This is a genomic window from Pseudomonas wayambapalatensis, from assembly GCF_049942315.1.
Classification (GTDB): domain Bacteria; phylum Pseudomonadota; class Gammaproteobacteria; order Pseudomonadales; family Pseudomonadaceae; genus Aquipseudomonas; species Aquipseudomonas wayambapalatensis.
In genome coordinates, this window is record NZ_JBNFMU010000206.1 from 22712 (window position 1) to 35764 (window position 13053).

The following is a 13053-nucleotide window of genomic DNA, read 5'->3' on the forward strand; positions in this document are numbered from 1 at the left end:
CTCAGGCGACTCCACACAAGGCGCGCAACTGCGCAGTGTCCAGGTGCTGCTCGATGAGGTCGGCCAGACGCTCGATATCGCGCTCGCGCAATGCCTCGTAATCGACCACCTCGACGTCATCCAGCCCGGCCCAGCGCAGCAGCGCGGCGCACGACTGGCTACCCTCGAACAGGCCATGCAGATAAGTGGCGAGTATCTGCCCGTCGGCGCTGATCGCGCCATCGGCACGGCCGTCTGCGAGCATCACCGCGGGCTGCTCCAGCGCAGGCCCCTGGGTGACACCTGCGTGGATCTCGTAGCCCGACACCGATGCCTGCTCGAGGCTCAGCACGCCTGCGACATTGCGCAGCTGCTTTTCGGCTTCCAGCACCGTGGCGTAGTCGAACAGGCCCAGCCCAGCGCTCGAACCCGCCGGCCCTTCCAGCCCGAGCGGGTCGTGCACCTGGCGCCCGAGCATCTGCAGCCCGCCACAGATGCCGATGAGCTTGCCACCATAACGCAGGTGGCGGGCAATGGCGCTGTCCCAGCCGCGCTCGCGCAATTGCGCCAGGTCACCGCGCACGCTCTTGGAGCCGGGCAGGATGATCAGGTCGGCAGGCGGGATCGGCTGGCCGGGCCCGATGAACTGCAAGTCCACCTGCGGGTGCAGGCGCAGCGGGTCGAAGTCGGTGTGGTTGCTGATGCGCGGCAACACCGGAACGATCACCTTGAGCACACGATCGCCCTTGAGCGACTGGCGCCGGTCAATGCCGTCCTCGGCCTCCAGGTGCAGGTCGGTGACGTACGGTAATACGCCCAGCACCGGTTTGCCGGTACGCTGCTCGAGCCAGTCCAGGCCCGGTTGCAGCAAGGCGATGTCACCGCGAAAACGGTTGATGACAAACCCCTTCACCCGCACCTGCTCGCTGGGCGACAGCAGTTCGAGGGTGCCGACCAGGTGGGCGAAAACGCCCCCACGGTTGATATCGGCCACCAGGATCACCGGGCAGTCCACTGCCTCGGCAAACCCCATGTTGGCGATATCGCCGGCGCGCAGGTTGATCTCGGCGGGCGAGCCTGCACCTTCGACCATCACCACCGGGTAGGCGGCGCTCAGGCGCTGGTGCGAGGCCAGCACCGCCTGCATGGCGATGGCCTTGTAGTCGTGGTAGGCGACGGCGTTCATGCTGGTTACCGCGCGGCCATGGACGATGACCTGGGCGCCAGTGTCGCTGTTGGGCTTGAGCAGCACCGGGTTCATGTCGGTGTGCGGCGCCAGCCGGCAGGCCTGGGCCTGCACCGCCTGGGCGCGGCCAATCTCGCCACCGTCGGCGGTCACCGCGCTGTTGAGCGCCATGTTCTGCGGCTTGAACGGCACCACGCCGACACCCTGGCGCAACAGCCAGCGGCACAGGGCGGTAACCAGCGTGCTCTTGCCGGCATCGGAGGTGGTGCCTTGCACCATGAGGGTGGTCATGCCGATTCCTTCTGGAAGTCTTGCAGCGCCTGGCGCAGGCGCTGTTCATCCGCCGCACAGGCGGGCAAGCCAAAGCGCAGGGCGGCAGGCGTTTCGAACAGGCGCACGAGAATGCCGCGACGGGCGAGAAAGTCATGCAACTGCGCGGCGCGCGGATCACGCAGGTACTGGAACAGGTTACAGGCGCCAGTGGCGGGCAAGCCGGACTCGGCCAACAGTGCTGCCAGGCGTGCGCTGGCTTCGGCGCAGCGCAGGATCTGCGCCTGCTGCGAGGCATGGTCGGCGAAGCACGACTGGCCGATGATTCGAGTCGGGCCGCTGACCGTCCATGGCCCCAGCATCTCGGCCAGGCGCTGCAACAGTGGCGCCTCGGCCATGACGAAGCCCAGACGCACACCGGCCAGACCAAAGAACTTGCCGAACGAACGCAGCACGATCAATCCAGCACGTCCGCTCTGGTTGATGAGGCTGTGTGCCGGGGTGTTGTCCATGAACGCCTCGTCCACCACCAGCCAGCCGCCGCGCCGGGCCAGGCGAGCGTGCCAGGCGAGCAGACGCTCGCGCGGTACACAGCGCCCGGTCGGGTTGTTCGGGTTGACCAGCAACAGCACATCGAGACTGTCCAGGGCCTCTTCGACCTGGTCGTCATCGAGCGCGACAAGCTCATGCCCGGCGCGCTGCCAGGCGTGCGGATGCTCGGCATAGCACGGCGACAACACGCCAACCCGCCCGCGCGCGCGCAAGTGCGGCAAGGCCTGGATCGCCGCCTGGGAGCCGGCCACGGCGAGCAGCTCATCGACACCGTAATAGGCGCGCGCGGCCTGCTCCAGGCCATCCTCGACCTCGGGCAGGCGCGCCCAGGCATCCAGCGGAATCGGTGGGATGGCGAAGGACCAGGGAGCGATACCGCTGGACAGGTCGAGCCAGTCTTCGCGTGCGATACCGTACTGGCGCATCGCGCGCAGCAGGCGACCACCATGTTCAAGCATAGAGCCAGGCCCCCGTGCAGATCACCAGCAGCCACAGCCATACGCCGCGCTGCACCAGGCTCCAGCCGCGCTCGATGGCGTCGGCATCGGCCACCGGCCCCTCACCCAGACGGGCGCGTTCGTGCAGCTCGCCGTGGTACACCGCCGGGCCTCCCAGCTCCACACCCAGGGCACCGGCCCCTGCGGCCATCACCGGGCCCGCATTGGGGCTGTCCCACAGTGGCGCCTGGCTGCGCCAGCACCTCAAGGCCAGGCGGGTCTTGCCCAGCAACGCGTAGGTCAGTGCCACCAGCCTGGCCGGCAGGAAGTTGAGCACATCGTCGATGCGCGCCGCAGCCCAGCCAAAGCGCTCGAAGCGCTCATTGCGATAGCCCCACATGGCATCCAGGGTATTGCTCAGGCGATACAGCACCACGCCCGGCGCACCGGCCACGACGAACCAGAACAGCGCGGCGAACACCGCATCGCTGCCATTCTCCAGCACCGACTCGGTGGCGGCGCGGGCCACGGCAGCCTCGTCGAGCTCGCGGGTCTCGCGGCTGACCAGATAGCCTACCCGTCGCCGTGCTTCATCCAGATCCCCTTGGCGCAGGGCCTGGGCCACGGGCAATACATGCTCGCCCAGGCTGCGCATGCCCAGCGCGCAATACAGCGCCAGGGCGTCCACCAGCCAACCGATGTAGGGCAGCCACGACAGGATCAGCGCCAGCAGGGTCAAGGGCACCACGGCCAGGAACCAGGCACTGACGCCGTGGCTGCGCCAGCCACGGCCACCGGCATTCAAGCGCTGCTCCAGACGCCCGGCGAAGTTGCCGAAAGCCACCAGAGGATGACGCCGCTGCGGCTCCCCCAACAGCGCATCCAGCGCCACACCGGCGACGGTCAGCAAGGCGATGCTCATGGCCGCTCTCCCCATTGGTTCTCGTAGAGCATCTCGCTCAGCGGCCGCTCACGCGCCCAGTCTTCCAGCGCCAGCATGGGCGCTTCGTAAAATTTCGCCACCGGCCCCAGGCACAACACCGCCACCGGCTTGGCCCCAGTCGGCATGCCCAGCAGCTCGCCCAGCGCCTGCGGGTCGAACAGCGACACCCAGCCCATCCCCAGCCCCTCGGCGCGTGCGGCCAGCCAGAGGTTCTGGATCGCGCAGGCCATCGACGCCAGGTCCATTTCCGGCAGGGTGCGGCGGCCGAAGATGTGCGGCTCGCGCTTGTCCATCAAGGCGGCAACCAGCACCTCGGCGCACTCGCCGATGCCTTCGACCTTGAGCCTCATGAATGCATCGGAGCGCTCACCGAGGGCCTCGGCGGTGCGAATCCGCTCTTCCTCCACCAGCGCCTGGATGCGCAAGCGCAGATCGCGCTGGCTGATCCGAATGAAGCGCCAGGGCTGCATCAACCCGACGCTGGGCGCCTGGTGCGCGGCGGCCAGCAGCCGGGCAAGCAGCGCAGGCGCCACGTCGCCGCCAATGAAGTGGCGCATGTCGCGACGCTCGCCGATCGCGCGGTAGACCGCAGCGCGCTCGGCCTCGCTGAAAGCGTGTTCGTTCATGGTCGCAACAGCGCCACCGCCGCTTCGGGGTTGGAAGGGAAATAGAAGTGCACGTAGGACGCCGTCAAGCGCCCCAGACGATAGACCGCCTCGTTGCCACGTCCGCCATTGGGGCTCAGGCCACGGGCGATGGGCACAAGCTCGGTGGTAGTCAGGGAATGATGGTAGGTATGGCCACGCAGGGTGCCTTCAGGCAACTCGACAGCCTGCAGCGCCAAGGCGGCGAGGCGCTTCTGCATCACGGCTTCGCCGGGCAACAGTCCCAGCAGCTCGGCGCGCTCGCCCGCAACGTCGGTCAAGGCATCGAGCAGATAGAGCATGCCGCCGCATTCGGCCAACAAGGGTTTGCCTTCGGCATGATGGCCGCGGATCGCCTCGCGCATCGGCGCGTTGGCCGCCAGGGCGTGGTGATGCAGTTCGGGGTAGCCGCCAGGCAAATACAGGCTGTCGACCACAGGCAGGTGGCGATCATGCAACGGCGAGAAGAACACCAGCTCCGCGCCGTGATCGCGCAGCAGGTCGAGATTGGCGCCATAGAGGAAGGCGAAGGCCTCGTCGCGGGCCACACCGATGCGCACACCGGCCAGGCTTGCGGCCGAGTGCACGGTTTGTGGCTCGACAAAGGCCACCGGTGGCGGCAAGGCAGCATCGCAGCTGGCGCCCAAGGCCTCGGCGGCGGCGTCCAGGCGTGCATCCAGATCGTTCAGCTCACTGGCCTGGACCAGCCCGAGGTGACGGCTGGGCAATTCGATGCCGCGCTCGCGAGACAACCCGCCATACCAGCGCAAGCCTTCGGTCAGGCTGCCTTCGAGCAGTTGCGCATGACGCAGGCTGCCGACCCGGTTGGCCAGCACGCCAGCGAATGGCAGGTCGGGCTGGTAGCGCGCCAGCCCCAGGGCCAGGGCCCCGAAGGTCTGGGCCATGGCAGTGCCATCGATCACCGCCAGCACCGGCACGCCGAAATGCCGCGCCAGGTCAGCGCTCGACGGCGTGCCGTCGAACAGCCCCATGACACCCTCGATGAGGATCAGGTCGGCTTCGGCGGCGGCGTCCCACAACAGGCGGCGGCTCTCCTGCTCGCCGATCATCCACATGTCCAACTGATACACCGGGGCGCCACTGGCGCGCTCCAGGATCATCGGGTCGAGAAAATCCGGCCCGCACTTGAACACCCGCACCTTGCGCCCGAGGTTGCGGTGCAGGCGCGCCAGGGCGGCAGTGACGGTGGTCTTGCCCTGGCCGGAGGCCGGTGCGGCGATCAACACCGCTGGGCAATGACGGGTGGCTCGACTCACAGTTCAACGCCCTTCTGTGCGCGGATACCGGCCTGGAAGGCGTGCTTGAGCATGCCCATCTCGGTCACGGTGTCGGCCAGCTCGATCATCTCCGGCTTGGCGGCGCGGCCCGTGACGATGACGTGCTGCATCGGTGGACGGGCCTGGATGTCCGAGAGCACCTGGTCGAGGTCGAGGTAGCCGTGCTTGAGGGCGATATTCAGCTCGTCGAGCACCACGAACTGCACCGACGGGTCCTGCAGCAACTGGCGGGAGACCGCCCAGGCCGCTTCTGCAGCCGCGATGTCGCGCTGGCGGTCCTGGGTTTCCCAGGTGAAGCCCTCGCCCATCACGTGGTAGCGCACTTCATTGGGGAAGCGGCGGAAGAACAGCTCTTCGCCAGTGCTGTTGCGACCCTTGATGAACTGCACCACCCCGCACTGCATGCCATGCCCCAGCGCGCGGGCGAGCATGCCGAAGGCCGAGCTGCTCTTGCCCTTGCCATTGCCCGTGAGCACCAGCAGCAGGCCACATTCGTTGGGGGAGTTGGCGATACGTTCGTCGATGATCGCTTTTTTGCGCTGCATGCGCGCCAAGTGGCGTTCGTCGCGTTCGGTGGATTCGCTCATCAGGGGTTCTCCGCAAGCTGTCGACGCACCGGTCGGGCACTCGCGGGCGGGCACCAGGCAACGACAGAAAACAAGGCAGGCAGGCGAAGGGAGCGCGCAAAAGCCGTGGCGACACCACGGGGCAGCGCGCATCACCCTCCGTGATGCCGTTGGCAGTGACAGGCCGGTCTCCGGGCTCGTGAGCCGGGCCTTGGCCCGAAACCGCGCGCCTTCCCGGGTGTGGACACCCAGTGGCCTTGCGCGGCCTTGACTCACCTACCGTTGCGGGGGCAGCGCCGGATTCGCGCCCTGCTGGCGCCCACCGGCTTCCCAGTTTCACCCTGCCGGAGCTGATCCGCAGAGCACCTGAAACACGCCGCGAAGGTTAGAGGGTTGCACCGGGAGCGTCAATTAAACGCGGACGATGAACGGTTGATCTGGATGCTTGTCTCACTATTGAAGCAGTGATATCACATAGCCATCACCGGCTGTACGCGACCATAATAAAAGGAGAGCGCGGCATGCAAGGCTTGATCATCAACAACCCGCACCTGGAGTTCCTGCGCCCGGCCCTGGAGCGCTGGATCGACTGCATCGACCGTTTCAACCAGATCCACGGCGACGGCGACGCGCCCTACTGGCATGGTGCCCAGGCCAATGCCGGTATTCTCGCCGCGGCGGCCTGGCAGGCCGAGCTGGTGGCGCTGCAGCAGTATCAGAGCAAGAAGCAGCGTGACGAAGGTGAGCGCGAAGGGCGCTGCGATCTGTCGATTGCCGGTGCCGAACACTCCATTCATCTGCACACTGAACAGCGCTGGCCGAAGATCGCCCGCCTGGATCTGGCGGGGGCCCTGCAGGAGGCGGCGACGTTGGCGCGGCTGGCAGCCTATCCCAGCCAGCTCAAGGCCGGGGCGCTGTTCGTCAGCCCGTGGAAGGCGGGGCAGAATGCAAGCCCCGAGGAACTGCAGGATCTGGTCGATGACCTGAACAAGCACACGGCCTGTGCGATTGCCTGGTACTTCCCGTATGCGTACCGCAAGCTGCATAACGAGTCGGGGCAATACCATCCGGGGGTGGCGCTGCTGCTCAAGCAGGCTTGAATCTACGTCGGGGCTGCTGTGCAGCCCCGACGATCTCAGGGATTCTGCGCCAGATGCCCCGGCGTCAACACCCGCTTGGCCTGCAGGTAGGCCTTGGACCAGTAGCTGTTCGACAGGTAGTCCAGCCGCACCGTACCGCCGGTGGACGGCGCATGCACGAAGCGCCCCTCACCCACGTAGATCCCGGCATGGCTTACCTGCGAACCACCGCCAGTGGCGAAGAACACCAGGTCACCGGACTGCAGCGCGTTGATGTTCACGGTCGGCGCACGCATGACGATCATCTCGCGGGTCGAGCGTGGCAGGCTGATGTTCGCCGCATCGCGGTACACATAACCGATCAGGCCACTGCAATCGAAGCCCGAGTCCGGCGTGTTGCCGCCCCAGCGATACGGGGTGCCGACCAGACCGATGGCACGGATCAGCACGTCGTCAGCCACGGGCGACGAGGAAGGCTGGTCAATGAAGGTAACCTGCGGCTTGGCCACGGGTGCCGGGGCCGGAGCACGGCTGGAACAGGCGGCAAGCAGTGCCACCAGGGAGAGGAATGCGAAGCGCGTCATCATCGCCATGGGTCAGAACCTGTCTGAGACCAATCGGCCGCAGCCGAAAAAAGAGTTAAGGATTTAGATTAGACGCTATTCGTAAATGCGCACGGCGGCTAGCTTTTCAGCTACGCCGCCGTGCGAGGATACAGCATTTTGATATCAGTTGCGCGACAGGGTAGTGGTCGGCGCCATGGCCAGGGCACGCTTGGCTTCGATGAAGGTCTTGCTCCAGTAGCGGTCACCGAGGTTATCGATGCGCACGCCACCGCTGCGGCGGCTGCTGGAGTGGATGAACTGGTTGTCGCCCAGGTAGATGCCGGCATGGCTGACACGGCCACGACCATTGGTGCTGAAGAACAGCAGGTCACCTGGCTTGAGCTTGTTGCGTGCGACCTTGGGTGCGTCGACGTTGATCATCTCGCGGGTCGAGCGCGGCAGGTTCATGCCGGCCTCTTCGCGGAACAGGTAGCCGATGAAGCCGCTGCAATCGAAGCCGGACTGCTCGGAAGTACCGCCGAAACGATAACGGGTGCCGATCAGCGACATGCCACGCTCCAGGATGCTGTCTGCAAGGACGGGCAGCTGGTAGGGCTTGCTGTTGCTGGAGAAGGCTTGGAGGTCTTCATCGGTGGCGAGGTCTTCTTCATCGAATACCGACGAATGCGACGCCTTGGCCTTGACCGCGGTTTGCGCGGTGACCGATGGGTGATCCTGGGGCTGGGAAATCGGGCCTTGGGCCGCGCAGCCAAAAAGCAGGGTCACGAGTGCGAGTGGCACGAGGGGTGCGAAGCGCTTGAGCATGGGCACGACCGTGTCTGTAATCCTTTAGAAGGGGCAAACTATGCCTTCTATCGAAACCATTTGCAAATTTTATCGAAAAAAATGTGACTTTTGCGTTTTGCCGCTCTGGCCCGGTGTTTTCAGGGTTACCAGCCGAGGGTTTCCTTGAGGAAGGGAATGGTCAATTTGCGCTGGGCCTGCAGCGAGGCCTGGTCGAGGCGCTCGAGCAGATCGAACAGTGCGCTCATGCTGCGCGTGCCACGGGTGAGAATGAAGTGCCCGACCTCATCGGTCAGGTGCAGGCCACGGCGCGAGGCCCGCAGTTGCAAGGCGCGCAGCTTGTCTTCGTCGGACAGGCCACGCATCTGGAAAATCAGTGCCAGCGTAAGCCGTGACTTGAGGTCGGCAAGCTTGATCGGCAGCTCCCGCGGCGAACTCGATGCCGCCAGCAGCAAGCGCCGGCCGCTGTCTCGCAGGCGATTGAACAGATGGAACATCGCCTCTTCCCAGTCGGCCTTGCCGGCAATCACGTGCAGGTCGTCGATGCACACCAGCTCGTACTGCTCCAGATGATCGAGCAGCTCCACGCCACGGTCGAGCAATTGCGCCAACGGCAGGTAGACAGCGGGTTCGCCCAGTTGCTGGAAACGGTGGGTGGCGGCCTGCAGCAGGTGAGTACGCCCCGCGCCCTGCTTACCCCATAGATAGATGAGGCTCTCGGTCCAGCCGGCGTCGGCTTCGCACAGCCGCTCGACATAGCCCAGCGCCGCGGCGTTGGCACCCGGATAGTAGTTGATGAAGGTGGCGTCATCGCGCAGGCGCACACCCAGGGGCAACTGGATCGGTTTCATGCTGGCGGGCGGTCGCGAGGACCAAAGGGGGCCTTTGGTGAAGAGTTTGCAAAGTCTATACCCGCAACGCGGGCGGCACAATCAGGGAGGGGAATAGCGCAAGCAAAATCAACGGGTTGCGTGATTTTTGAACAACCAGAACAGCGTCCCGGCCAAGCGCCTCATCCGGTAGCGTGCCAAACTCGAAGTCGCCTGGGTGCAAAAGCAGGTCGCCTGGGTGCGATTTTTCCGCTCGGCCGGCTCATAACCTGAGCGGCAGCCACCGCCGCGCGGGGCGTCATGACATAACAACGATAATCACCGTCTCGTGAGGGGAAAAGTCATGCAGCGATCGATCAAGGCGGCCACCTGCGCCGCACTCCTGAGTATCAGCGCAGCCAGCTGGGCCGCAGAACCCGCCGCTTGCCAGAATGTGCGCATGGGCTCGGTGAACTGGACCGATGTCGTCGCCAGCAGCGCCGTCGCCGAAGCCCTGCTCGACAGTCTGGGCTACAAGGTCAAGCAGACCAGCGCCTCGCAGCAGATCGTCCTGGCCGGCATGGCGGAAAAACGCCTCGATGTGTTCCTCGGTTACTGGCAGCCGACCATGCAATCGGTGGCCAAGCCCTTCCTGGACAAACAGCAGATCGACGTGATCAGCCCCGCCACCCTCGCCGATGCTCAGTCCACCTATGCCGTGCCTGCCTACGCCTACGACGCAGGCCTGAAGACCTTCGCCGACATCGCCAGGTTTCGCGACAAGCTCAAGAACCAGCTGTACCTGATCGAGCCAGGCAGCGGCATGAACCGCATCACCGCGCAGATGATCGCCGAAGACAAATTCGGCCTGAAGGGCTTCAAGGGCATAGAGTCCAGTGAGGCTGGCATGCTGACAGCGGTCAAGCGTGCCGTGCAGAAGAACGAATGGGTGGTGTTCGCCGGCTGGAAGCCGCACCCGATGAACCTGCAGATCGACATGCGCTACCTCTCCGGCAGCGATGACGCCTTCGGCCCCAACGAAGGCTCGGCCACCGTCTCGATCATGACCGCTGCCGGTTACCAGCAACAATGCGGCAACGTCGCCAAGCTGCTGCACAACCTGCGTTTCACCAGTGAAGGTGTGAGTCAGGTCATGGAGCCGATCCTCAACCGCAAAGCGCCGCTCGATGCCGCGCGAGACTGGCTCAAGGCACACCCCGAGCAGGTCTCGGCCTGGCTCGAAGGCGTCACCACGTTCGACGGCAAGCCCGCCGATGCGGCATTGGTCGCGCAACGGTAATGCAGCGCTACGCACTCTCGGCCGGCATGCAGGTCTTCATCGAGCGGACCCGCGCCTTCGGTGTGGCCGATCCCGCACTGACGGCCCAGCGCGCGGCCTATTCACGCATGGCAGCCGCCTTCACCCCGCCCTGCCCGAAAGGCGTGCAGGTGCGCGACCTGAGCTTGCCCGGACTGGCGCCGCTGCGCGTGTTCCAGCCTGCACAATCGGCACCGGCCGATGGGTGGCCAGCGCTGCTATTCATGCATGGCGGCGGCTGGATGCTGGGCGGGCTCGATTCACACGCATTCTTCTGCGCCGAACTGACAGCTCGCCTGGAGGTGCTGGTGGTGGCAGTGGATTACCGACTCGCGCCGGAAAACCCCTTCCCCGCCGCCCTGCACGACAGCCTCGCCGTCTGGCGCGCCCTGCGCGATGGCGTGCTGGATATACCGATCGACCCCACGCGCCTGGTCGCCATCGGCGACAGCGCCGGGGGCAACCTCGCCGCCGCCCTGTGCCTGGCACTGCGCGAGGCCGGTGAGCCGCAGCCGCGCATGCAGGCACTGATCTATCCAGCACTGGGCGACGAGGACAGCGTGTCGCGACGCGAATGTGCCGATGCGCCGCTGCTGTCTGTCGCGGACATGCAGGCCTGCCTGAATGCCTACCTGCCCTCCACTACCCGCAGCCCGCTGGCGCTACCGCTGCTCGCCGACAATTTCAAAGGGCTGGCGCACGCTTTCATTGCCGTGGCCGAGTTCGATCCATTGCGCGATGACGGCCTACTTTATGCGCAACGGCTGGAGGATCACGGCGTGACAGTGGATTACTTCCCCGGCCACGGGCTGGTTCATGGCTGCCTGCGGGCCAGGGAGCTGCCGGAGGTGGAGCAGTTGTACGAGGCACTGTTTGCGGCGCTCGAGAACAGCCTCGATTGATCGTCCCCTGACGGCACCACGGGCGCCAACCTAATGAAAGTTTCATGTTTTGACTCATGCTCTTTCTGCAAGAATCTTTAGTTACAACCTCTTACAAAGATTCGCTGAATAGCTGGAGCCTGTGATGAATCCCACCCTCCCTGCCAAAGCATCATCCAAAGCCGGAAGAGTCTTCCGGGTGACCTCCGGCAACTTCCTCGAACAATTCGACTTCTTCCTGTTTGGCTTCTACGCCACCCAGATCGCTGCCGCGTTCTTCCCTGCCAGTAACGAATTCGCCTCCTTGATGATGACCTTCGCCGTGTTCGGCGCAGGCTTCCTGATGCGCCCGCTGGGCGCAATCATCCTTGGTGCTTACATCGATGACGTAGGCAGGCGCCAGGGCCTCATCGTGACCTTGGCGATCATGGCCAGCGGCACCTTGCTGATCGTGTTCGTGCCCGGCTATGCCAGTATCGGTCTATGGGCGCCCGCCCTGGTGTTGCTAGGCAGGCTGCTGCAAGGGTTCTCGGCCGGCGCCGAGCTCGGCGGCGTCTCTGTTTACCTGGCGGAGATGGCCACGCCCGGGCGCAAAGGCTTCTACGCCAGTTGGCAATCGGCCAGCCAGCAGGTGTCCATCATGGTTGCCGCAGCCCTGGGTTATGGCTTGAATCAGTGGTTGTCCGCCGAGGAGCTCTCCCAGTGGGGATGGCGGATTCCCTTCGCCGTGGGCTGCCTGATCGTCCCGTGCATCTTCCTGCTGCGCCGTAACCTGCAGGAGACCGAAGAATTCGCCAAACGCGAACATCGCCCGACCATGAGCCAAGTGTTCAAGACGCTGTGCGCCAACGCATCGGTGGTAATCCTGGGCATGCTGATGGTGGCCATGACCACCACCGCTTTCTACATGATTACCGTGTACGCCCCGACCTTTGGCAAAACCGTGCTGCAGCTCGATACCAGTGACGCATTGATGGTGACCTTGCTGGTCGCCGTGTCCAACTTCCTGTGGCTGCCGATCGGCGGCACGTTGAGCGATCGCCTGGGACGCAAACCGCTGCTGGCGGCGATGTCCCTGCTGACCGTGCTCACGGCATATCCTGCTCTGTCGTACCTGGCCCAGAGCCCCAGCTTCGCTCACATGCTGGAGGTGCTGCTGTGGTTCTCGTGCCTCTACGGCGTGTACAACGGCGCACTGATCCCGGCCCTGACCGAAATCATGCCCACCGAAGTGCGTGTTGCCGGATTCTCCCTGGCTTATAGCCTCGCCACTGCGGTATTCGGCGGCTTCACCCCGGCGGTGTCCACCTGGGCGATCCATGCCACGTCAGACAAGGCCGCCCCGGCTTACTGGCTGATGTTTGCAGCGCTGTGTGCGTTCACTGCAACGCTTGTGCTGTATCGCCGCCGGTCTGCACGCAGCACGGCTGTTGCCTGAGGGTGTGACGGATCCTTACGAGTGCTGTGCAGAGCGCTGGAAAGTAAATTCGCATAACTAAAAAGCGCGCCCGAGCTTCTCGGGCGCTTTCGGCTTAGTCCTGGTTCATTCTACCTGTAGGAGCGGGCTGGTCCCGCGATGGGGGCGCCGCCATCGGCAAAGATCCATAGCGATCTACTAGGCTCTGTATGAAAAACCTTGATACTCGGTGATGCTGCGTTGAAAACAGCCTGGTGCGCCAGCCCGGTCGGAATGCTCATTTACAACCCGTAAAGTCGAGCGCGACCCCGGCCGTTCCTCGGCT

At 64.9% G+C, this 13053-nt stretch carries 13 protein-coding genes and 1 riboswitch; of the genes, 4 read left to right on the forward strand and 9 right to left on the reverse strand.

Annotated features, from left to right (window positions below):
* Position 1: 1 nt before the first annotated feature.
* Genes ACPZMI_RS17420 through cobO form a run of 6 tightly spaced genes read right to left on the reverse strand, consistent with a single transcriptional unit; the run spans position 2 to position 5896 of the window.
* Positions 2-1456 carry a cobyric acid synthase gene (locus ACPZMI_RS17420; protein WP_426352723.1) on the reverse strand — a complete coding sequence of 485 codons (1455 nt, stop codon included), beginning with the start codon at positions 1454-1456 and terminating at the stop codon, positions 2-4.
* The gene (gene cobD, locus ACPZMI_RS17425) at positions 1453-2445 is read right to left on the reverse strand and encodes a threonine-phosphate decarboxylase CobD (RefSeq protein WP_426352724.1); all 993 of its coding nucleotides are present in this window, start codon (positions 2443-2445) and stop codon (positions 1453-1455) included. The genes ACPZMI_RS17420 and cobD overlap by 4 nt, the downstream gene beginning before the upstream one ends.
* Positions 2438-3346, reverse strand: coding sequence for an adenosylcobinamide-phosphate synthase CbiB (gene cbiB, locus ACPZMI_RS17430; RefSeq protein ID WP_186667140.1), 909 nt, complete (start codon positions 3344-3346; stop codon positions 2438-2440). The genes cobD and cbiB overlap by 8 nt, the downstream gene beginning before the upstream one ends.
* On the reverse strand, positions 3343-3993 hold the full coding sequence (bluB, locus tag ACPZMI_RS17435) for a 5,6-dimethylbenzimidazole synthase (protein ID WP_426352725.1): 651 nt from the start codon (positions 3991-3993) through the stop codon (positions 3343-3345). Before bluB ends, cbiB begins: the two co-directional genes overlap by 4 nt.
* Positions 3990-5288, reverse strand: a complete 1299-nt coding sequence (locus ACPZMI_RS17440; RefSeq protein ID WP_186667142.1) for a cobyrinic acid a,c-diamide synthase CobB — start codon at positions 5286-5288, stop codon at positions 3990-3992. Before ACPZMI_RS17440 ends, bluB begins: the two co-directional genes overlap by 4 nt.
* A complete protein-coding gene (gene cobO / locus ACPZMI_RS17445) occupies positions 5285-5896 on the reverse strand; it encodes a cob(I)yrinic acid a,c-diamide adenosyltransferase (RefSeq protein WP_065862217.1) in 612 nt (203 codons plus the stop codon). Before cobO ends, ACPZMI_RS17440 begins: the two co-directional genes overlap by 4 nt.
* A gap of 144 nt (positions 5897-6040) precedes the next feature.
* Positions 6041-6260, reverse strand: a riboswitch (cobalamin riboswitch).
* 136 nt (positions 6261-6396) lie between these two features.
* On the opposite strand from cobO, the gene ACPZMI_RS17450 reads away from it, so the two are divergent.
* The gene (locus ACPZMI_RS17450) at positions 6397-6975 is read left to right on the forward strand and encodes a hypothetical protein (RefSeq protein ID WP_426352726.1); all 579 of its coding nucleotides are present in this window, start codon (positions 6397-6399) and stop codon (positions 6973-6975) included.
* A 35-nt stretch (positions 6976-7010) separates the two neighbouring features.
* Here the strand turns inward: ACPZMI_RS17450 and ACPZMI_RS17455 are convergent, their stop codons facing one another.
* The 3 genes from ACPZMI_RS17455 to hda all read right to left on the reverse strand — a co-directional run bounded on the left by ACPZMI_RS17455 (position 7011) and on the right by hda (position 9154).
* Positions 7011-7547 carry a C40 family peptidase gene (locus tag ACPZMI_RS17455; RefSeq protein ID WP_186667144.1) on the reverse strand — a complete coding sequence of 179 codons (537 nt, stop codon included), beginning with the start codon at positions 7545-7547 and terminating at the stop codon, positions 7011-7013.
* Positions 7548-7682: 135 nt separating this feature from the next.
* A complete protein-coding gene (locus ACPZMI_RS17460) occupies positions 7683-8324 on the reverse strand; it encodes a C40 family peptidase (RefSeq protein WP_054890952.1) in 642 nt (213 codons plus the stop codon).
* Positions 8325-8449: 125 nt separating this feature from the next.
* Positions 8450-9154, reverse strand: coding sequence for a DnaA regulatory inactivator Hda (hda, locus tag ACPZMI_RS17465; RefSeq protein ID WP_054890953.1), 705 nt, complete (start codon positions 9152-9154; stop codon positions 8450-8452).
* A gap of 322 nt (positions 9155-9476) precedes the next feature.
* On the opposite strand from hda, the gene choX reads away from it, so the two are divergent.
* From choX to tcuC, 3 genes are all read left to right on the forward strand, one after another.
* Positions 9477-10412 carry a choline ABC transporter substrate-binding protein gene (gene choX / locus ACPZMI_RS17470; protein WP_426352727.1) on the forward strand — a complete coding sequence of 312 codons (936 nt, stop codon included), beginning with the start codon at positions 9477-9479 and terminating at the stop codon, positions 10410-10412.
* On the forward strand, positions 10412-11332 hold the full coding sequence (locus tag ACPZMI_RS17475) for an alpha/beta hydrolase (protein ID WP_426352728.1): 921 nt from the start codon (positions 10412-10414) through the stop codon (positions 11330-11332). Before choX ends, ACPZMI_RS17475 begins: the two co-directional genes overlap by 1 nt.
* Positions 11333-11456: 124 nt before the next feature.
* The gene (gene tcuC, locus ACPZMI_RS17480) at positions 11457-12749 is read left to right on the forward strand and encodes an MFS transporter (protein ID WP_426352729.1); all 1293 of its coding nucleotides are present in this window, start codon (positions 11457-11459) and stop codon (positions 12747-12749) included.
* Positions 12750-13053: the final 304 nt, after the last annotated feature.